The sequence below is a fragment of the Rhizobium sp. 'Codium 1' genome (assembly GCF_020889605.1).
Lineage (GTDB): Bacteria > Pseudomonadota > Alphaproteobacteria > Rhizobiales > Rhizobiaceae > Allorhizobium > Allorhizobium algae.
In genome coordinates this window covers 59,418-78,083 of sequence record NZ_JAJGPW010000006.1, presented here as the reverse complement: position 1 = coordinate 78,083, position 18,666 = coordinate 59,418, and the positions used below count along the sequence as shown (strand labels likewise).

Here is an 18,666-nt window from a genome sequence, read left to right as displayed (position 1 = left end):
TTAACTGGCTAGGTGTGGGCCTGGATCGTCTGCTTCGCAAGTGGGCCTAGGCTGAGAATCCTTGAGTGGGCCTGGAACTTTTTTCGGAATACATCATTTAGTCAGCGGCCTGATCCAAGGCAGGGTGTGAATGACCGAACAAAAATCCTCACGACGCGGCGCACAGGATGCTGGCGACAGACTGCTTGCCTCGCATCTGGCCGAAGATCCGTTTCCTGCGGCCTTCAAGGCCACGCGCATGCCCATGCTGATCACTGATCCAAGGCAGCCCGACAATCCTATCATCTTCTGCAATCAGGCTTTCGTGACACTCACGGGCTACTCCTTCGACGAACTGATCGGGCGGAATTGCCGCCTCCTGCAGGGACCGGATACCTCTCCCGAGGCCGTAGACACACTGCGTAAAGCGATCGCGGCAGAGGAGGATGTCGCGCTGGATATCCTCAACTACCGAAAGGATGGAACGTCCTTCTGGAACGCTCTGTTTGTCAGTCCTGTTCGTAATGTCGATGGAGACGTCATCTATTTCTTCGCATCGCAACTCGACTTCACGACGATCAAGAGCAAGGAACGCGAGCTCGCCGAGGCCCGCAACCTCGCCGAGGAGGAAGTGGCCAGGCGTACTCATGACCTGTCGGAGGCCTTGAAGGCGCAAACGATTCTTGTCCATGAAGTCGATCATCGCGTGAAGAACAATCTCCTGACGATCGCCTCCATCGTGAAGCTTCAGGCACGCATGTCGGATAGCGAAGTCGTCAAACGGACGCTTTTCTCGGTGCTTAACCGGGTAGAGGCGCTGAGCACTGTCCAGCGCAAGCTGTTCACCAGCAGTGATCTCGGACGGTTCGATGTTTCCGAATTTGCCAAGGACCTGATCGAGGATCTCGTCGGCGCCCTTAAGCGCGACGACATTCGTGTCGTGACCGATCTCTCTCCGGTTCTCGTTCCTGCGGTGAAGGCCTCGCCACTTGCGCTCATCATCAATGAGTTGGTGCTCGATGCCGTCCGCCGCGGGTTGAGCGACGGGGGTGGCGACATCCATCTGCAGGTGAAGCGGACGAACGGACATTTCCTGATCCGGGTCACCGACACCACCACACCGGTGTCGGTCAATCCGGAGGAAGATGCATTCGGCAAGCTGATGCTGGAAACCTGTGCCCGGCAATTGGGTGCCGAAATCCGTCGGGAGGTGGACGGGCATCGTACGGATGTGTTGGTCACCATGCTGGTCGAAGAGAAAGAGGATACGAACACTTGAAGATCATGATCGTCGAAGATGAGGCGCTGCTGGCTCTGGAGCTGGAACTCGAAGTGGAATCGGCTGGCCATGTGGTCGTTGGGACCGCAGCATCGCGAAAGGCTGCCTTCGACATCATAGAAACAAGCGTTCCCGAATTCGCCTTCGTGGACGTCCACCTGAGTGACGGCCCATCGGGCATCGACATCGGCCGGCGTCTGGCCGAGCGTGAGATCCCCTTTGTGTTCGTGACGGGCAACGTCAAACGGATTCCAGATGATTTCGTCGGTGCGCTCGGTGCGATCGAGAAGCCCTATACAATGAACGGTCTGCAGAACGCTCTGACATACATCGCGGCAACGGTCGCCGGCCTTGAGGCCGCCGCTCCATCCGGCCTCATCCTCTGCGAGCGGGTGCCAGCGTCCTGACGCATTTCCAGCAGGACTGCGAACCGAGCATCAAGGCGCGGAATTTTTAGAACGATATTCTGGAGCTGGCATCTCTCTAGAAGGAGACGATCTGGCATTGCCTGCGGGGACCGGACCCGTAAGGCTGATATGTATTGTCCTCCACACGGTACGAGCGGTAGCGTTCCATGCAGGCCCGAATGTTCCGGTTGTCAGCCATGGAAGGGGCAACCTCGGTCTGATCGCTGCTGACGGCGATCAATCGACCTTCGCCCGCTTCCTCAGGTGCATTGTACATCTCATAAGGCGAGGCGCAGTCACGCAACTCACCGCTGAAACTGCGATAGGTGTTGCTGGCAGGATCATAGGAACGGTATCGTTCCTCGCACCATGAGACATGCTGAGGCGCCAGGGCGGCAGACGTTGTGTCGGTTGAGGCGTCCATAACGGAACTGGTCGAGGCAAAATCGAGGCCGTCGGCGCCTGATCCGACTTTCCCATGCTTTGCCTGATCCGCAAGTTCTGTCGGCTGCGGGTCCGTCATCACAACATGGCTGGCATAACGCGGGGGCAGGCGCTCCAAATTCTGCTGGCTGCGATCGACGCGAACCGGTTCAGACGTCCACAGGTCGGCGATGTCGAGGCCGGTGAAGTGGTGCTGTTGTTTCTCGTCAGGCGCGAATGCTGCCGAGGCAACCACCACGCCGCCGATCACCATCCCGACCGAGAGGGCCGAAGCTGCAAGCAGTTCCAGAACGGGTTTCATCGGGATCTCCCTCTGTCATATCATGACAGGAGAATGAAAATCTCGGCATGCGGTTCCCGGTGAAACTGATTGCAGCTTGTTTTTGCGGGTCGTTTGGTAAACGCACTTTCAGTGATTGTGGCGAGGTGGAACCTTTGAGATCTGCCTGAACTCGTGCGCGTCTCGGATCGTGGCTCCATCGGAGAGCTGTGTCACAGTCTGACGATACAGCCTTTGCCACGGTGTCGCGTCTGCGGGCACCGGCGGAATCCCTTCCGCTTTTCTCCGCGCGATCTCGGCATCATCCACGACCATGTCGCAGAGACCCTGATTGAGATCAATCCGGATGAGGTCGCCGGTCCGCACCCATGCGAGGCCGCCACCGGCCGCACTTTCGGGCGAGGCGTTGAGGATGGAGGGGCTGTCCGCCGTGCCCGATTGCCGGCCATCGCCAATCGTCGGCAAGCTCAGTATCCCGCGCTTGATGAGGTGGTCCGGTGGCTGCATGTTCACCACTTCGGCGGAACCCGGCCAGCCGAGCGGACCGGCACCGCGAATGACCAGAACGCAGTTCTCGTCGATGTCGAGACCGTGGTCGTTGATCCGCCGATGATAATCCTCGGAACCGTCGAAGACGATCGCGCGGCCTTCGAAGATGCCCTCGCGTCCCTTCTCCTGAAGGTAGCGCATGCGGAAACCTTCCGAAATGACGCTTGTCTTCATGATGGCGAAATCGAAGAGATTGCCCTTCAACACGACGAAGCCCGCTCGTTCGCGCATGGGTTCGCCGTAGGGTTTGATCACCTCGCGGTCTGTCGCCTCGCGGCCCTCGAGGTTTTCTCCCATGGTGCGCCCGGTCACTGTCGAGCAATCCCCGTCGATCTTGCCGGCCTGCATCAGTTCCCACATGATCGCTGGCACACCGCCCGCCCGGTGGAACCGCTCACCGAGATAGGCGCCAGCGGGCTGGACATTGGCCAGAAGGGGGATGTCATATCCGTGGACCTGCCAATCTTCGGGCAGCAGTTCCACGCCGGCATGTTTTGCCATGGCCATCAGATGGGGCTGGGCATTGGTCGAGCCGCCAATCGCGGAATTGACCCGTATGGCGTTGAGGAAGGCCTCTCGTGTCAGGATGTCAGAGGGGCGAACATCCTCCAGGACCAGTTCCACTGCCCGTCTGCCGGTGCGGTAGGCCATCTGGCCACGTTCCCGATAGGCGGCCGGGATAGCGGCGCAGCCTGTCAGCGACATGCCGAGTGCCTCCGCGATCGCATTCATGGTCGAGGCCGTGCCCATGGTGTTGCAATGGCCAATGGAGGGGGCGGAATCGAGCGCGCGTTCGAGGAACTCTTCCCGAGTGATTTCACCGGCGGCGTATTTGCGCCGTGACCGCCAGATCACGGTGCCGGATCCGACCAGTTCGCCGTCGTGCCAACCGTCGAGCATTGGTCCGCCGGACAGGACGATAGCCGGCAGATCGACGGTCGAGGCGGCCATCAGGGCGGATGGTGTGGTCTTGTCGCAGCCCGTGGTCAAAACGACGCCATCGAAGGGATAGCCATAGAGCAGTTCGACAAGGCCGAGATAGGCAAGGTTCCGGTCGAGGGCCGCAGTTGGGCGCTTGCAGTTCTCGAAAAGGGGATGCGAAGGAAATTCGATCGGGATGCCGCCGGCATCGCGGATGCCGTCGCGTACCCGCTTGGCGAGATCGAGGTGATGCCGGTTGCAGGGGTTGATGTCGGAGCCTGACTGGGCGATGCCGATGATCGGCTTGCCGGAACGCAACTCCTCTGGCGTGGTGCCATAGTTCATGAAGCGCTCGAGATAGAGCGCTGTCATGTCGAGATGATCAGGATTGTCGAACCAGTCCTGCGAGCGCAGCCGGCGTTTCGGCTTTTCAGTCTCGGTCATCGGTGGCACCTTTGCGGTGGTTGATCTTTTCAAGGTGGAGAAGAAGCGCGCTGTGATCCAGTTCGCCGTTTCCTTCGGCCACGAATGTCTCGAAGGCCTGTCGGATGTCGGCGGTGAGTGGCAGCTCCAATTTGAATACTTCGGCCATGGCCGCAACGGCATTCAAATCCTTCAGCTGCAGGCGTGAAAGGCCTCCCGGCTTGAAGTTCCGATCGACCATGCGCTGACCGTGCAAGTCGAGGATGCGGCTCTCGGCAAACCCGCCCCGGATCGCTTCCCGGAATTTTTCGCGGGATGCGCCACCCGCTTCGACCAGCATCATGGCTTCAGCAACCGCACCGATGGTGATGGCGACGATCTGCTGGTTGGCAAGCTTGCAGATCTGTCCTGCGCCCGAGCCGCCGACATGCGTCACTCGGCCCAGCGGGGCGAAGACCTCGGCAAGCTCAGCGACGATGTCCGCATCCCCGCCGGCCATGATTGCGAGCGTGCCGGCGTCGGCGCCCACGACCCCACCGGAGACGGGAGCGTCGATGTGGACGACCCCGCGATCGGCGAGTTTTGATGCATGCTCCCTTGCGATGGGAGGTGCAATCGACGAGGTGTCGACGACGACGGCGCCCTGTTTCAGGGCATCGGCAACGCCTTGCGCGAACAGCACGTCCGTGACGGCCGCGCCGTCCGACAGCATGGTGAAGACGATGTCGGCGCCATTGACTGCTTCGGCCGGGCTCTGTGCGACCGCGCCGCCGAAGGCCGCCAATATTTCTGCCTTGCGGAGATCACGGTTCCACACGGTTACCGGAAAGCCGGCGGCGAGCAAACGTTTCGCCATCGGGGCGCCCATCAGCCCCGTGCCGAGAAAAGCTATCTGTCGAGTGGCTCTTGCTGTCACAGGCTTCCTCCCAGCTCGTCCTCGATGTGAACGCGGATGATCTCGTCGAAGGAGTTCTCCGCAGTGAAGCCGAGTGCGCGTGCGCGGGTCGCCTCGAAACCGGGAGCCCAGCCAGCGCAGATGCGCATGATTGTCTCGTCCGGCTCGCGGCGGATGAGCTTGACGGCTTTTTCACCGGCAACACGCCGCAGGGCCTCGATCTGTTCGCCGACGGTCGCGCTCAACCCCGGCATGGAGAGATTGCGTCTCGGGCCGACCTCCTCGAGATCGATGGTGGCGCCATGGATGAGGAAGCCTACCGCCGAGCGCGGCGAAGCATGCCAATGGCGCACATCTTCATTCACCGGTAGGATGGCTTCCTGGCCAACGAGAGGTTCTCGCAGGATGTTGGAAAAGAAGCCGGATGCGGCCTTGTTCGGTCTGCCGGGGCGAATGCAGACCGTGGGCAGCCGGATGCCGATGCCGTCGAAATAACCCTTCCGCGAATAGTCCGACAGCAACAGTTCGCAGATCGCCTTTTGCGTTCCGTAGCTGGTCAGCGGCGTCGTGTGGAAATCGTCAGGGATCGGGTAGGGCAGTGGGGCGCCGACGACCGCGATGGAGGAGGTGAAGACAAGCCTCGGGCGATAACCATCGGCCAGATGGGCCAATCGGATCGCTTCGAACAGGTGGCGCGTGCCGTCGAGATTGATCAGGTAGCCCTTTTCAAAATCGAGTTCGGCTTCCCCGGAGACGATGGCGGCTAGGTGGAAGATCACATCGGGGCGAGACGCGATCAGGGTCTCGGCGGAGCCCGGATTGGACAGGTCCAGCGTCTGAAGCGACACTTTCCCCGTGAACGAAGCGGGTGCTTCCGGCGCCACGACATCCACGAGCGTCATGGCCTCGACGGTCTGGCCGGCCAGGGTGCGATCCCTGGTGAGGCGTTCTGCTAGCTTGCGACCGACCATGCCGGCCGCGCCGATGATGAGCACGTGCATTTTGTGATTTCCTCCCTTGGCATTCATCCGCCCGGCCAAACAATGAGGCAAGGGCGGAAACTCAAAAAATCAATTGTAAGGTTGTCTGATAACCTTATATCATCAGTTTGAAAACCCAAATCTTGGATATTCGCCCGGTCCCAAGTGTCGAGGAGCAAGAGTGATGCAGGCTGCAAATGGCCAGATGAAAATCAGCGGTTCGTCCAGCGAGATGGTCGCTGCCCTTGCCACAGCATTGGGGGACGATCTCGTCCTGAGCGGTCAGGACATAGAGCGCTACTGCCGCGACTGGCACGGTGACGTGACGACCGGAGCGGTCGCGGTGGTCCGGCCCCGCTCGACAGCGGAGGTTTGTGCCGCCGTTCGCGCCATCCGTGCCCTCGGCCTTTCGATCGTTCCTCAAGGGGGGAATACCGGGCTTGTGCTCGGCTGCACACCCGACGATCCAAGTCGCCAGGTGATTGTCAGCCTGGAGCGCATGACGGCCATCCGGCGGATCGACGAGGATGATTTTTCCGCCGTCGTCGAGGCAGGCGTGATCCTATCGGAATTCAAGGACCGGGTGGAGGAAGCGGGTCTCTACTTCCCGCTGGCGCTCGGAGCGCAGGGGTCGTGCCGGATCGGCGGCAATGTCTCGACCAATGCCGGCGGTATCAACGTGTTGCGCTACGGCATGACGCGTGAACTGGTTCTGGGCCTTGAAGTCGTGCTGCCGGATGGCTCGGTCTTCGAAGGCCTGTCGACGCTCAGGAAGGATAATCGCGGGATAGATCTGAAGCAGTTGTTCATCGGCGCTGAGGGGACACTGGGGATCATCACGGCCGTTTCCGTGAAGCTCATGCCTCCGGCCGAGAAGGTTGCGACGGCACTTCTGGGTCTGGGTACGCTGTCGGATGCGATCGCGCTCTATCGTCGGGCGCGCCGCGATTGCTGCGATCTGATGTCCGCCTTCGAGTTCATGCCTCCGATCGCCTTCACTCTGGCGCAAGAGGCGATACCCGATCTCGCAATGCCCATGAGCGCTGACTATCCGGCATATGTGTTGATGGAGATCTCGGGCTCCGGGCTCGTCGATATCGAAGACCTCATGCATCGCTTCCTGGAAGGCGTGATGGAGGATGGTCTGGTGCTGGACGGGGTGATTGCCGCCTCCCGAAGCCAGGCGAAGAACCTCTGGTTGTTCCGGGAGGGGATGAACGAAGGGCAGGCAAGGCGTGGGCCCCATTTGCGAACCGATATCTCTGTCCCGCTGTCGCGTCTGGCTACTTTCGTCGAGGCGGCAGAGGCTGCGGTCATGGTGCGTCTGCCCGACTGCATCTGTGTCTCCTATGGCCATGTCGGTGACGGGAACGTGCATCTCAATGTGCTCCCCCATGGGGGGCTCTCTGGTGAGGAGGTTCAGCAGCAGATCTATGAGGCGAAAGGCGTGATCAATGCGGTGCTCGATGATTTTGATGGGTCGATCAGCGCCGAACACGGGATTGGTCGCCTGAAGAAGGCCGATTTCCTCCAGCGCCTGCCACCCGTCCAGCGGCGGTTGTTGACCGCCGTCAAGCAGGCAATCGATCCGGACTGGATCATGAACCCGGGTTGCCAATTGAATTCCGATACGGATTCATGAAATACCGGAGCGGTGGCAAGGAGAGGAGCAGGTATGGCGATCGACCTCGGGCAGATCAACTTCGGACAAATCAGGCGCAGCGAGCACCTGCCTGCTCGCATCGCCGCCCAATTGGCCGATGAGATAAGCCAGGGGCGGCTGAAGCCAGGCGAGCGTTTGCCCACGGAGCATGTTCTCGCCAAGACGCTTGCCGTCAGCCGTTCGGTCGTCCGTGAAGCGATTGCGCAATTGCGTAGTGAAGGGCTCGTCGAAACCCGCCAGGGTGTGGGCGCGTTCGTCAGCGAACCCTCCGCCCGGCCGATCCGGATAAAGGATGGCGAACTGTTCGAGCCGCAGAGTTTCCGGGCGCTCTTCCAGTTGCGCGTGCCGCTCGAAATCGAGGCGGCGGGTCTGGCGGCTGTTCACCATACGCCAGATGATCTCGCCAGGATCGACGACGCCCTGTCGCATATGACCGGGGCCGCCAAGTGGACGGAGCAGGGGATTGTTGCGGATCTCGCCTTTCACCGGGCGGTCGCCGAGGCGACGCACAACGAATATTTTGCACTTTTCATCGGTTTCATTGCGGAGCGGATCAGCCTCGCAATCAATGCCGCCCGGTCCCGTGCTGTTCTCGAGGAGATCGTGGAGGTGACGATCGCCGAGCATGTTCGCTTGAGGGACGCGATTGCAAGTGGCAATGCGGTTGAGGCACGCGAGGCGATGCGGGCCCATCTGCATGGCGCCGCGAGCCGTATCGACCTCAGTCTCGAGCAGTTCTGACCGCCGAACCGGTGGGCGGGTTGTCAACAAGGTGCTTCTACGGGGTAGACAGCCTGAAATTCTGACCTTAAGAATGCACATGAAGAGTTGTCAGACATCCTGACAATAGGGCAAGGCGACGTCAGTCCCGGCCCAAGGACAGGGAGGAGGTCCGTCTTGCAGTCTGGAGTACGCCTGGAATCCGCATATATTCTGCCGGAAGATGCATCGGAAGCGCTGCTGGTTGGTCGCGTCTGGTCCAATGTCGCCGGCGGTCCCTGCGTGGTTCTCGTTCGCCACGGCGAAGTGCTCGACCTGACGGCCATCGCGCCGACGGCTTCCGGCCTGTTCGAGATCGAAGACCTGGCAGAACGCCTCTCGTCGCAGGACGACCTTCCCATACTCGGTACGCTCGACGATTTTCTTTCCGGTCAGGCAGGACGTCTGCTTGCGCCGATCGATCTGCAGGCCGTGAAGGCTGCCGGCGTGACCTTCGCTGACAGCATGTTGGAGCGTGTGATCGAAGAGCAGGCAAAGGGTGATGCGGCCCGCGCCCAAGCCATCCGCAAGGAGCTGGCCCCAGTATTGGGCGACAGTCTTCGTGGGCTTGTCGCAGGCTCGGAGCAGGCAGCCAAGGTCAAGGCGCTGTTGCAGGACATGGGGCTATGGTCGCAATATCTGGAAGTCGGTATCGGGCCAGACGCCGAGATCTTCACCAAGGCGCAGCCGATGTCCTCGGTCACCTGCGGTGACGCCGTCGGAATTCATCCGATTTCGCAGTGGAACAATCCGGAGCCCGAAATCGTTCTTGCAGTTCGTTCCGACGGCAAGATCATCGGCGCGACGCTCGGCAACGACGTGAATTTGCGGGATGTCGAAGGCCGGTCGGCACTGCTTCTCGGAAAAGCGAAGGACAATAACGCGTCCTGCTCGATCGGGCCCTTCATCCGGCTCTTCCACGGCAGCTTCACGATGGAAGTGTTGCGCAAGGTTCGTGTCTCGCTGCTCGTGCGCGGAGAAGACGGCTTCGAGATGACGGGGGAAAGTCCGATGGAAGCGATCAGTCGCACGCCGGAAAATCTGGCTTCCCAATTGCGCAACCGAAACCATCAATATCCCGACGGCGCGGTTCTGTTTCTCGGGACCATGTTTGCCCCGGTCAAGGACCGACGTGGCGCCGGTCTCGGCTTTACCCACGAAGTGGGAGATCGCGTCGAGATCGCCACGCCGAAGCTGGGACGTCTGGTCAACTGGGTCGATCGCACGGATTCCTGTCCGGAATGGGTCTTCGGGACACGTGCCCTTTTCCGCAACCTGGCCCAGCGCGGCCTGCTCGACAAGGCGTGAGATGCGTATGACCAGAGCTGTCGATCTTTTCTACAAGTTCCTTGAATTGCTCTTGATCCTGCTCCTGTCGGGCATGGCAATCATGGTGTTTGTCAACGTCATCTTGCGCTACGGCTTCAATTCCGGCCTCACGGTTTCGGATGAGATGGCCCGATACTTCTTTGTCTGGTTGACCTTCGTCGGCGCTGTCGTCGGATTTCGCGAATATGGACATATGGGTGTTGAAAGTCTGGTCGCGACCTTCGGTCGACGCGGACGCGTCACCTGCATGATCTTGTCCAATCTTCTGATTTTCGGCGTTTCGGCGATCTTCTTCTGGGGGACCTGGAAGCAGTTGCCGATCAATGCCAGCATGAGTGCGCCCGTGACGGGCCTCTCCATGGGATGGGTCTATGGTATCGGCTTCTTCACTGGCGCCGGCTGCAGCCTCATCGCACTCGAACGCCTCTTCCGTCTGGTCACCGGGCGTGTCACCGAAAGTGAAATCGCCGCCTTTGCAGGCGAACACCACGGCATCGAGAAGCTGGTGGAGCGCGCCTGATGACCCTCGTCGTCTTTATTGTCTCTCTCCTCGGCGCCATGGCCATCGGCGTTCCCGTCGCCTTTGCGCTGATGTTCTGCGGCGTCACGCTCATGTGGTACATGGGCATGTTCAACAGCCAGATCATCGCTCAGAACATGATCGCGGGCGCCGACACGTTCACGCTGCTCGCAATCCCGTTCTTCGTCCTGGCAGGTGAACTGATGAATTCCGGCGGTTTGTCTCGCCGCATCATCGAATTCGCCATTGCCTGTGTCGGGCATATCAGGGGCGGCCTCGGCATCGTTGCCATCATGGCTGCCGTGATCATGGCCAGCATCTCCGGCTCGGCCGCAGCCGATACGGCAGCTCTTGCCGCGATCCTCATTCCGATGATGGCCAAGGCCGGATACAACGTGCCGCGCTCCGCTGGTCTCATCGCATCCGGCGGCATCATCGCGCCCGTCATCCCGCCGTCAATGGCATTCATCGTCTTCGGTGTGGCGGCGAATGTCTCGATTACGCAGCTCTTCATGGCGGGAATCGTTCCTGGCATGTTGATGGGGATCGCGCTTGTCATTGCCTGGCAGGTCGTGGTGCGGAAGGACAAAGTTCTGCCCTTGCCAAAGGCGCCGGCAAAAGATCGACTGCGCGCGACAGGGCGTGCCGCATGGGCACTCGGCATGCCGGTGATCATCCTCGGGGGCATCAAGGCCGGTGTGGTCACGCCTACGGAAGCGGCAGTCATCGCGGCGGCCTATGCCATGTTCGTCGGTATGGTGATCTATCGCGAGCTGAAGCCCAAGGATCTACCACGGGTCATTCTCCAGGCAGCCAAGACAACCTCGATCATCATGTTCCTGGTCTGCGCTGCTCTCGTGTCCGCATGGCTGATTACCGCCGCGAACATTCCCGGTGAGATCACGCGTTACATCGAGCCCCTGATCGATCGTCCCATGCTTCTGATGTTCGTCATCATGGCGCTGGTTCTTGTGGTCGGCACAGCACTCGATCTGACGCCAACCATCCTGATCCTGACACCCGTACTGATGCCGATCATCAAGCAGGCAGGCATCGACCCGGTCTACTTCGGTGTCATGTTCATCATGAACTGCTGCATCGGCCTGATCACGCCGCCCGTCGGCGTCGTGCTCAACGTGGTCAGCGGGGTCGGGCGCGTACCGCTCGGCAAGGTCGTGACGGGTATCGTTCCTTTCCTGCTGGCGCAGGTTCTGGTTCTGGTCCTGCTCGTCATATTCCCCGACATCGTCATCGTGCCGGCGCAATGGCTCCGGTAACGACCCAAGCTCAACCCACTCATTTCAATCCAAGGGAGGATACACTATGAGAAAGATACTACTCGCAACGACAGCAATGGCATTTGCCGTTTCCGGAGCCGCTCCGGCCTTCGCCGAATTCAACGAGCGCACCATTCGCGTCTCGAACGGCATCAATGCCGACCACCCGGTCGGCAACGGAATTGAAGCCATGCAGAAATGCCTGGATGACAAGTCCGGCGGCAAGCTGAAGCTGCAGGCTTTCTGGGGCGGTGCCCTCGGCGGCGACCTTCAGGCAACGCAGGCCCTGCGTTCCGGCGTTCAGGAAGCCGTGGTGACATCGTCATCGCCGCTGGTCGGCATCGAGCCGGCGCTCGGCGTCTTCGATCTGCCGTTCCTCTTCGCCAACGCCCAGGAAGCCTACACGGTGCTGGACGGCGACTTCGGCACGATGATGAACGAGAAAATGGCGGCCGTCGGCCTGGTCAATCTGGGTTACTGGGAAAACGGCTTCCGCAACCTTTCCAACTCGGTTCGTCCGGTGACGAAGTGGGAAGACTTCGAGGGCATGAAGGTTCGCGTCATGCAGAATAACATCTTCCTCGACACTTTCCAGAACCTCGGCGCCAATGCAACGCCAATGGCGTTCGGTGAAGTGTTCTCGGCGCTCGAGACCAAGACCATCGATGCGCAGGAAAACCCCTATGTGACGATCGACACCTCGAAGTTCTTCGAAGTGCAGAAGTATGTCACGGAGACCAACCACGCCTACACGCCGTTCCTGTTCCTCTTCTCCAAGGCGATCTTCGACACCTACACGCCGGAAGAGCAGGCAGCCTTGCGCGAATGCGCGACGGTCGGCCGTGACGTCGAGCGCAGTGTCATCGCCGACCTCAACAAGCAGTCCCTCGAGAAGATCAAGGCTGCCGGCCTTGAAGTGAACGCGCTGTCAGACGAGGAACAGGCACGTATTCGCGAGAAGTCGATGGTGGTCTACGAGAAGCACAAGGACGCGATTGGCGCTGACGTAGTCGACAGCATCATGGCTCAGCTCGCCGAAATCCGGAAGTAAAACCTCCCTGGTCGCGGCTCTCCTTAAGGAGCCGCACCAGAAAGAGCCCGCAGCGGACATGCCGCTGCGGGCTTTTTCATTGTTGCTATTCCGGAATGGCGGGCAGAACCTTGTCCCTCTTCTTCAATTGCTGTTCACGGAAGAAGATGAAAAGACCGGACCCGACGATCAGCGATGCGCCCATCAGCATGGTCAGCCGGGGGACTTCGTTGAAGAAGGCGTATCCGAACACCACGGCCCACAGCAGAAGCGTGTACTGCAGCGGAGCGACCGTCGCTGCGTCCGAAATCTTCAGCGCCCGGTTGACCAGCATATGCGCACTCATCGCGACGATGCCGAGCAGGCCAAGCAGAAGCACTTCCGTCCCGGAATTGAGCGGAGCCCAGCCAAAGGGGGCAGCGATCAGTCCGACAACGGCCGCGCCGCCTGTCTGAAACAGCACCAGGGTCTTGTCGGGTGTGCCCCTGAGGCTGCGCCCGGTGAGCATCATGAGTGCGAAGGCAGCCGTGCCGATGATGGAAATCAATGCTGGTGCCGTGAACATTGCACTCGACGGTTCGAGCGTGATGACGACACCGATAAAGCCTACGGCAATTGCGCCCCAACGCCGCCAGCCGACCTTTTCACCCAAGAGGAATGGCGCTGCCGCAGCCACGTAGATCGGGGCCGCCAGCCAGTACGTCATGACATCGGCAAGCGGCAGGTACATGACCGCATAGTAGAAGCAGAACAGCTCGAGGGTCGAGAAGACGACCCGCATCAGCTGCAGTCCCGATCTCTCCGCCTCGACGACCGGTTTGAGGCCGGCCATCCAGAGGAAGGGCGCAAGGATGAGCAGAGCCGCGATACTCCGGATCAGAATGACCTGCCCGATGCCGTAACTCGCGACGAGCCACTTTCCCATGGCGTCGTTCATGGCGAAGAGCAGCATACCGAGCAGCATGACGGCCGGGCCTGCCATGCCGGCAAAACGCAAGGCGCTTTGCCCGCGGTCATCAGTCGTGCGCATTGTCATCACTCCTCCCAAGTCGATCCCAGCCGGGTTTCATTTTTGTCATGTTGCCTGACAAATTTGATTGTTTTTCTCCGATCATTCGAAAATTGGCAAGTCGGAAACGAGGCTGTCGCTGCACTTCGCGAGCAAGCGCTGAGGCAGCTTTCACCAAGTCGATGGCCTGAAGCCGCCTAGCGACCTCGCCTGAAATCGTCAGCGCCGTCGATGTTCTCCCTGCCGAAATCGACGTCGACCAGGCGACAAACTCACGCACCATCGTCTCATTTCTCGCCAAACCGATCGCTGCTCAGATGAAAACGCTGTTCAAAGGGTATTGAGGCCGGGCAGGCGCTGAAATTTTCATGGCTGGGGGGGAAGTTGGGTGCTGTTTTTCCGACGCGTGGAATCTTTAGAATACCAATCTAGTCGTGATTGTTGACCTCGGCTCAATTATGACGAAAATGTGTCGATATAAGCCGGGGCCAATGAATGGCCGGGTGTCGTCGGAGACTGCCATGTCAGATGCGATCGCAAAGATTTTCGGTGAATCCAAATCCACACACTCACTCGACATCTGTCGGCAGCGAGTGGCAATGGCGGCCGTTGCGATCTCGATCCTGTTCCTGGCCGCACTGGTCGTTACGCTCTAACGGCGCACGGAACCTGGCAATTCCTGCTTGCCAGAAGCGTCGCGTAGGCGGCCAGGCATTCCCAATGTTGTGCCCGTGATGGGGCGCTGGACGCGGCCGGCTGTTCTCATGGAGCGCGCCGATGCGAAAGAGCGGGCGTTCGTTCCCGCTCTGCCTGCAAGCCTCGGTATATCCGACGGGTTATTTCCGAATGATGACCCAGATCGCGTGGATGATGCCCGGCAGGTAGCCGAAGAGCGTCAGCAAAATGTTCAGCCAGAAGTGCAGTCCGATGCCCACCTGGAGGAAAACGCCGACCGGCGGCAGGAGGATTGCGAGAAGAATGCGAACGACGTCCATGGAAACTCCGATTGGGTTTGTGTCGCCCGTATAACGCGGTACAGGCTGGATCGTTCGATCAAGATAAAGCCATAGCTAGAGAAAGTTCTGCTGCGCCTCGAACACGGACGTGCCCGGGCCTGCGACCCGGGCACGTCTTCTTTCGTCGTTCTCCCGACGCGTTTATTGTTATTCCTCGCGCTGGCCCGTCAGGCTCAGCAACAGCTGGAACAGGTTGACGAAGTTGAGGTAGAGCGACAGCGCACCAAAGACGGCGAGCTTTTGCTGGCTCTCCTGGTCGACGTTCTCGGCATACTGTTCCTTGATGTTCTGTGTATCCCAGGCGGTCAGGCCGACGAAGACGACGACGCCAATCACGGAAATCGCAAACTGCAGGGCGCTTGAGCCCAGGAACATGTTGACGACCGAGGCGATGATGACGCCGATCAGACCCATGACCAGGAAGGAGCCGAACTTCGAGAGGTCACGCTTGGTCGTGTAGCCGTAGAGGCTCATCGTGCCGAACATGGTGGCGGTGATGAAGAAGGTGCGGGCGATCGAGGTTCCGGTGAAGACCAGGAACACGGACGACAGCGACAGACCCATCACGGCCGCAAACGCCCAGAAGGCCATCTGCGCGGTGGCGGCTGACATGGCGTGGATGCGGAACGAGAAGAAGAAGACGAAGGCGAGCGGTGCCAGCATCACGACCCACTTCAGCGGGGTCGAGAAGATCGGCACATAGAGAGCCGGTGTCTGGCTGACGAAGAAGGCGACGATGCCGGTGATGACCAGCCCGAGGCCCATATAGTTGTAGACGCGCAGCATGTGCTTGCGCAGACCTTCGTCGAAGAGTGCCGCGGACTGGGCCTGAGCGCCGTAGCCGAAGCGGTTCTGGATGGGATCCATAGTCAGTTTCCTCCTTGGGATCAGTAAAGGGTGCGGGCAAGCTTGCGGGCCTGTTCGGCCAGCTTGTCCGCGTTTTCAGTTTCGGAGATCAGCGCGTAGGCTACCTCGCCGATCTGCCAGTAGGCGGCGTTGGTCTGACCCTCCTGCTTCAGCAGCACCTGCTGAACAGAAAAATTGCCAGGCCGGACGGCAAAAAGGGACATCCTTTCACCGGATTGGGGCTCGACTTCGAGCTCAACGCTCGGGCCATAGGTCGAGGGGAAAACCTGCGCATCCCGCACGGACCATTCCGTCGGCATGGCAGGAAGCACGATCGCTGTCGCCGCTCGGATTTCTGCGGGATCGAAGCGGCCTGCCTCGATTTGCGATGGCATCTGCTTGCGCAGTTCCGCCGTTTGGTGGGCGCGCATGGCTTCTTCGACAAATTGCGGCGGCGGCACCGAGGCCACCACCTCGCCGATACTGCCGGGGTCGATCCAGCCATGGGCAACCCAGCCGGCGCCGACGAGCAGAGCGACGGCCGCCGCACGACGCATCACGTCGACGGTGCGCGGGCGGTTCATGGCGTTTTCGAGGACCCGTGCCGCATCGCGTGTCTCCTGGCGCACCGCTGTCGGCATGCCCGCCAATGCCAGACGCAATTCATCACGGACCCGGAGATCTGCCATGACCTTGGCAGCGATGGATGGGTTCTCCGACAGATAGGCTTCGACCTCGATGCGACGACCGACATCCAGCTGGTCGTCGACATAGGCGTGCAGGTCGGCCTCGATCACGGGGTCATGGCTGGTCATCGGGGTTTCCTCCAACAATTCTGAGGTGGGAAACGGGGTTCGCATCCTCGCCGCCTTCCATGGCCCGAAGCCGGGCACGGGCACGCGATATGCGGGACATCAGCGTTCCCACAGGTATGTTCAGGACATCCGCGGCCTCCTGATAGGAAAGCTCTTCGATGGCCACGAGATGCAGTGCTTCGCGCTGCTCTTCCGGCAGGGCGAGAAAGGCGTCTCGCACCTGTGAGAGGCGCACGGTGTGTTCCTGTCCTGCTGGAGCCACCGTCTCGGACAGCTCGCGGGCTGCGTCGTGACGGCGATTGACAGAACGGTCGCGGCGGAGCCGGTCGATATGGGTATTGTGCAGGATCGACATCAGCCAGTTGCGGATGCTGCCGTCACTCCTGAAGGTCGACCTGCGCTCCAGCGCCCGTACGAGGGCGTCGTGAACCAGATCTTCCGCCTCGTCCGAATTTCTGACGAGCGAACGGGCGTAGCGTCGCAGGGCTGCGAGCTGGCCAATCACGTTGAACGGGTTCGAATTCGTCGTCATGCTCCAGTATACGGAGCTGGACGCGATGCTATTCCATCGTCAGCCAATTTTTTTCGCATATGGTTTCGGAGGCAGTGGTCTGGACAAGATTGCCGGCGGCGACGATTGCAAGTTCATACCGGTGACGAGGACATTGTAGCTACTTGGGTGGGGTTCATCAGCGGTCTCATGACGTTCTTGCTTTGCTGCCATAGGCAGCGACTGTTCTCCAGATTTAAAAATTAGCGGGGTTCTCGAAGGATGAACCCGGAACCATGAAGGTTCGGCGCATGTTTCTCCTGTCCCAGGAACGGAGATATCCCATGAGCGAAGAGAGCGAGAAGCCGCGCGAGCACCGGGCGGAGAAAGACAAGTCCAAGGCTGAGGGCATGCCGGCCGCCGGGCCCCATGACAAGCCGGAGCTTCAGGATCCCATGAAGACACCGGGAACGGGGTCGCTGCCCAAAGTCGGCTCCCGCGGTACCGATGTGGGCCCCGATTGAGCAGCCATCACTGCAACGTAAAAAGGCCGGCGAAAACGCCGGCCTTCTGATGTGTCTCGATCGCACGTGATCAGATGTTCTCGGCGACGGCTTCGTGGGCGAGACGTTCTTCCTCTGCCCGTTCCTCGCGATTGTATTTAATGGAGGACCAGAGCGAGATACCGATGAGGGCCGCGCCACCAAGGCCGGTGATCACTTCCGGGATATGGAAGAGAGTCTGGACATACATGATCACGGAGAGGATCAGGATGGCGTAGAATGCTCCATGTTCGAGATAGCGGTACTCGGCCAGCGTGCCCCTCTCCACCAGCATGATGGTCATCGAGCGCACATACATGGCGCCGATGCCGAGGCCGATCGCGATGATGAACAAGTTCTGCGTCAGCGCGAAGGCGCCGATGACGCCATCGAAGGAGAAGCTGGCGTCGAGTACTTCAAGGTAGATGAAGGCGCCGAGGCCACCCTTGGCCGCTTCACTCATGGTCTTCTGCGAGGCGTCAAGCAGGCCCCCCAGCACTTCGACGGCCAGGAAGGTCACGAGCCCGTAAATGGCCGAATAGACAAAGGTTGTCGCTTCTTCGCCGTCGAGAAGGTAGGAGAACAACAGGATCAGGAGCAAGACGAGCGCAATCTCGATACCCTTGATGGAGGCCGAGCGTGCCATGTGCTTCTCGAGCCACTCGATCCAGTGCACATCCTTCTCATGGTTGAAGAAATAGGTGAGGCCGACCATCATCAGGAAGGTGCCGCCGAAGGCCGCGATCGGAAGATGCGCATCGTTCATGATGCGTGCGTATTCGGCCGGCTCGCGAGCTGCGAGAATGATCGCCTCGATCGGGCCGATCTGGGCGGCAATGACCACAATCAGCAGCGGGAAGACGATGCGCATGCCGAATACGGCGATGATGATGCCCCAGGTCAGGAAGCGATGCTGCCAGACCGGTGTCATGTCCTTGAGTTTGTTGGCGTTGACAATCGCGTTGTCAAAGGAGAGCGAAATCTCCAGGACGGCCAGAACCGCGCAGATGAAGAAGACAGTCGCCATGCCGCCCAAGGTGCCGGTCGATTGCCAGCCGAGGACGCCGCCGAGGATGAGGCCAATGACCGTGACGATGAAGGCCCAGCGGAAATAACCGAGGGTGGACTTTGCACCCGTTGCTGATGATGTGCTCACGAGCGGACCTCCAGGCGAAAGGAGGTGGCAAGAGTAGAGATGCGAAGTGCCCTGCAC

At 60.2% G+C, this 18,666-nt stretch carries 21 protein-coding genes; 10 read left to right on the top strand and 11 right to left on the bottom strand.

The genetic code is table 11. The annotated features are described in order from the left end of the window. Positions 1 to 130: 130 nt before the first annotated feature. Positions 131 to 1,258 (top strand): PAS domain-containing protein, encoded by a 1,128-nt coding sequence (locus LJE98_RS15320; RefSeq protein WP_229576089.1) that lies wholly within the window; start codon positions 131 to 133, stop codon positions 1,256 to 1,258. After that, entirely contained in the window at positions 1,255 to 1,665 is a 411-nt protein-coding gene (locus tag LJE98_RS15315) for a response regulator (RefSeq protein WP_229576088.1), read from the top strand. Before LJE98_RS15320 ends, LJE98_RS15315 begins: the two co-directional genes overlap by 4 nt. 76 nt (positions 1,666 to 1,741) lie before the next feature. Here LJE98_RS15315 and LJE98_RS15310 read toward each other — a convergent pair whose 3' ends face one another. From LJE98_RS15310 to denD, 4 genes are all read right to left on the bottom strand, one after another. Continuing rightward, positions 1,742 to 2,410 (bottom strand): BA14K family protein, encoded by a 669-nt coding sequence (locus LJE98_RS15310; RefSeq protein WP_229576087.1) that lies wholly within the window; start codon positions 2,408 to 2,410, stop codon positions 1,742 to 1,744. 108 nt (positions 2,411 to 2,518) lie between these two features. Further along, the gene (locus LJE98_RS15305; protein ID WP_229576086.1) at positions 2,519 to 4,303 is read right to left on the bottom strand and encodes an IlvD/Edd family dehydratase; all 1,785 of its coding nucleotides are present in this window, start codon (positions 4,301 to 4,303) and stop codon (positions 2,519 to 2,521) included. Beyond that, the gene (locus LJE98_RS15300; RefSeq protein ID WP_324255851.1) at positions 4,290 to 5,198 is read right to left on the bottom strand and encodes an NAD(P)-dependent oxidoreductase; all 909 of its coding nucleotides are present in this window, start codon (positions 5,196 to 5,198) and stop codon (positions 4,290 to 4,292) included. The genes LJE98_RS15305 and LJE98_RS15300 overlap by 14 nt, the downstream gene beginning before the upstream one ends. Further along, complete coding sequence (gene denD, locus LJE98_RS15295; protein ID WP_229576084.1) at positions 5,195 to 6,178, bottom strand: D-erythronate dehydrogenase; 984 nt, start codon at positions 6,176 to 6,178, stop codon at positions 5,195 to 5,197. Before denD ends, LJE98_RS15300 begins: the two co-directional genes overlap by 4 nt. A 163-nt stretch (positions 6,179 to 6,341) precedes the next feature. Here denD and LJE98_RS15290 point away from each other — a divergent pair, with 163 nt between their 5' ends. From LJE98_RS15290 to LJE98_RS15265, 6 genes are all read left to right on the top strand, one after another. Next, positions 6,342 to 7,799: an FAD-binding oxidoreductase gene (locus tag LJE98_RS15290; protein WP_420710159.1), complete on the top strand. Its 1,458-nt coding sequence runs from the start codon at positions 6,342 to 6,344 to the stop codon at positions 7,797 to 7,799. A gap of 33 nt (positions 7,800 to 7,832) precedes the next feature. Then, on the top strand, positions 7,833 to 8,561 hold the full coding sequence (locus LJE98_RS15285) for a FadR/GntR family transcriptional regulator (protein WP_229576083.1): 729 nt from the start codon (positions 7,833 to 7,835) through the stop codon (positions 8,559 to 8,561). Positions 8,562 to 8,717: 156 nt separating this feature from the next. Further along, positions 8,718 to 9,887: a fumarylacetoacetate hydrolase family protein gene (locus LJE98_RS15280; RefSeq protein WP_229576082.1), complete on the top strand. Its 1,170-nt coding sequence runs from the start codon at positions 8,718 to 8,720 to the stop codon at positions 9,885 to 9,887. A 7-nt stretch (positions 9,888 to 9,894) separates the two neighbouring features. Continuing rightward, positions 9,895 to 10,428, top strand: coding sequence for a TRAP transporter small permease (locus LJE98_RS15275; protein WP_229576254.1), 534 nt, complete (start codon positions 9,895 to 9,897; stop codon positions 10,426 to 10,428). Continuing rightward, a complete protein-coding gene (locus LJE98_RS15270) occupies positions 10,428 to 11,705 on the top strand; it encodes a TRAP transporter large permease (protein WP_229576081.1) in 1,278 nt (425 codons plus the stop codon). The genes LJE98_RS15275 and LJE98_RS15270 overlap by 1 nt, the downstream gene beginning before the upstream one ends. Positions 11,706 to 11,751: 46 nt before the next feature. Further along, positions 11,752 to 12,756, top strand: coding sequence for a TRAP transporter substrate-binding protein (locus LJE98_RS15265; RefSeq protein WP_229576080.1), 1,005 nt, complete (start codon positions 11,752 to 11,754; stop codon positions 12,754 to 12,756). Between the two features lie 85 nt (positions 12,757 to 12,841). On the opposite strand, the gene LJE98_RS15260 is transcribed toward LJE98_RS15265, so the two are convergent. Together LJE98_RS15260 and LJE98_RS15255 are read right to left on the bottom strand one after the other, a co-directional pair. Beyond that, the gene (locus LJE98_RS15260; RefSeq protein ID WP_420710158.1) at positions 12,842 to 13,765 is read right to left on the bottom strand and encodes a DMT family transporter; all 924 of its coding nucleotides are present in this window, start codon (positions 13,763 to 13,765) and stop codon (positions 12,842 to 12,844) included. Next, on the bottom strand, positions 13,752 to 14,027 hold the full coding sequence (locus LJE98_RS15255; protein ID WP_229576079.1) for a hypothetical protein: 276 nt from the start codon (positions 14,025 to 14,027) through the stop codon (positions 13,752 to 13,754). Before LJE98_RS15255 ends, LJE98_RS15260 begins: the two co-directional genes overlap by 14 nt. A gap of 238 nt (positions 14,028 to 14,265) precedes the next feature. Here LJE98_RS15255 and LJE98_RS20180 point away from each other — a divergent pair, with 238 nt between their 5' ends. Next, positions 14,266 to 14,400, top strand: coding sequence for a hypothetical protein (locus tag LJE98_RS20180; protein ID WP_267499075.1), 135 nt, complete (start codon positions 14,266 to 14,268; stop codon positions 14,398 to 14,400). 180 nt (positions 14,401 to 14,580) lie between these two features. Here the strand turns inward: LJE98_RS20180 and LJE98_RS15250 are convergent, their stop codons facing one another. From LJE98_RS15250 to LJE98_RS15235, 4 genes are all read right to left on the bottom strand, one after another. Further along, positions 14,581 to 14,739 carry a YqaE/Pmp3 family membrane protein gene (locus tag LJE98_RS15250; protein WP_229576078.1) on the bottom strand — a complete coding sequence of 53 codons (159 nt, stop codon included), beginning with the start codon at positions 14,737 to 14,739 and terminating at the stop codon, positions 14,581 to 14,583. A 168-nt stretch (positions 14,740 to 14,907) separates the two neighbouring features. Then, entirely contained in the window at positions 14,908 to 15,627 is a 720-nt protein-coding gene (locus tag LJE98_RS15245) for a Bax inhibitor-1/YccA family protein (protein ID WP_229576077.1), read from the bottom strand. 20 nt (positions 15,628 to 15,647) lie between these two features. Then, on the bottom strand, positions 15,648 to 16,421 hold the full coding sequence (locus LJE98_RS15240; RefSeq protein WP_229576076.1) for an anti-sigma factor family protein: 774 nt from the start codon (positions 16,419 to 16,421) through the stop codon (positions 15,648 to 15,650). After that, complete coding sequence (locus LJE98_RS15235; RefSeq protein WP_229576075.1) at positions 16,408 to 16,953, bottom strand: sigma-70 family RNA polymerase sigma factor; 546 nt, start codon at positions 16,951 to 16,953, stop codon at positions 16,408 to 16,410. The genes LJE98_RS15240 and LJE98_RS15235 overlap by 14 nt, the downstream gene beginning before the upstream one ends. A gap of 302 nt (positions 16,954 to 17,255) precedes the next feature. On the opposite strand from LJE98_RS15235, the gene LJE98_RS15230 reads away from it, so the two are divergent. Next, entirely contained in the window at positions 17,256 to 17,435 is a 180-nt protein-coding gene (locus LJE98_RS15230; RefSeq protein ID WP_229576074.1) for a hypothetical protein, read from the top strand. A 70-nt stretch (positions 17,436 to 17,505) separates the two neighbouring features. Here the strand turns inward: LJE98_RS15230 and LJE98_RS15225 are convergent, their stop codons facing one another. Next, positions 17,506 to 18,609, bottom strand: coding sequence for a DUF475 domain-containing protein (locus tag LJE98_RS15225; RefSeq protein ID WP_229576073.1), 1,104 nt, complete (start codon positions 18,607 to 18,609; stop codon positions 17,506 to 17,508). Between the last annotated feature and the right edge of the window lie 57 nt (positions 18,610 to 18,666).

What these genes read in the sequence shown, in the direction of transcription:
- LJE98_RS15250 (WP_229576078.1), bottom strand. Translation starts at nt 14,739, where the DNA reads ATGGACGTCGTTCGCATTCTTCTCGCAATCCTCCTGCCGCCGGTCGGC.
- denD (WP_229576084.1), bottom strand. Translation starts at nt 6,178, where the DNA reads ATGCACGTGCTCATCATCGGCGCGGCCGGCATGGTCGGTCGCAAGCTA.
- LJE98_RS15230 (WP_229576074.1), top strand. Translation starts at nt 17,256, where the DNA reads ATGAGCGAAGAGAGCGAGAAGCCGCGCGAGCACCGGGCGGAGAAAGAC.
- LJE98_RS15290 (WP_420710159.1), top strand. Translation starts at nt 6,342, where the DNA reads ATGCAGGCTGCAAATGGCCAGATGAAAATCAGCGGTTCGTCCAGCGAG.
- LJE98_RS15305 (WP_229576086.1), bottom strand. Translation starts at nt 4,303, where the DNA reads ATGACCGAGACTGAAAAGCCGAAACGCCGGCTGCGCTCGCAGGACTGG.
- LJE98_RS15245 (WP_229576077.1), bottom strand. Translation starts at nt 15,627, where the DNA reads ATGGATCCCATCCAGAACCGCTTCGGCTACGGCGCTCAGGCCCAGTCC.
- LJE98_RS15270 (WP_229576081.1), top strand. Translation starts at nt 10,428, where the DNA reads ATGACCCTCGTCGTCTTTATTGTCTCTCTCCTCGGCGCCATGGCCATC.
- LJE98_RS15235 (WP_229576075.1), bottom strand. Translation starts at nt 16,953, where the DNA reads ATGACGACGAATTCGAACCCGTTCAACGTGATTGGCCAGCTCGCAGCC.
- LJE98_RS15255 (WP_229576079.1), bottom strand. Translation starts at nt 14,027, where the DNA reads ATGGTGCGTGAGTTTGTCGCCTGGTCGACGTCGATTTCGGCAGGGAGA.
- LJE98_RS15275 (WP_229576254.1), top strand. Translation starts at nt 9,895, where the DNA reads ATGACCAGAGCTGTCGATCTTTTCTACAAGTTCCTTGAATTGCTCTTG.
- LJE98_RS15310 (WP_229576087.1), bottom strand. Translation starts at nt 2,410, where the DNA reads ATGAAACCCGTTCTGGAACTGCTTGCAGCTTCGGCCCTCTCGGTCGGG.
- LJE98_RS15285 (WP_229576083.1), top strand. Translation starts at nt 7,833, where the DNA reads ATGGCGATCGACCTCGGGCAGATCAACTTCGGACAAATCAGGCGCAGC.
- LJE98_RS15265 (WP_229576080.1), top strand. Translation starts at nt 11,752, where the DNA reads ATGAGAAAGATACTACTCGCAACGACAGCAATGGCATTTGCCGTTTCC.
- LJE98_RS15320 (WP_229576089.1), top strand. Translation starts at nt 131, where the DNA reads ATGACCGAACAAAAATCCTCACGACGCGGCGCACAGGATGCTGGCGAC.
- LJE98_RS15240 (WP_229576076.1), bottom strand. Translation starts at nt 16,421, where the DNA reads ATGACCAGCCATGACCCCGTGATCGAGGCCGACCTGCACGCCTATGTC.
- LJE98_RS15260 (WP_420710158.1), bottom strand. Translation starts at nt 13,765, where the DNA reads ATGCGCACGACTGATGACCGCGGGCAAAGCGCCTTGCGTTTTGCCGGC.
- LJE98_RS20180 (WP_267499075.1), top strand. Translation starts at nt 14,266, where the DNA reads ATGTCAGATGCGATCGCAAAGATTTTCGGTGAATCCAAATCCACACAC.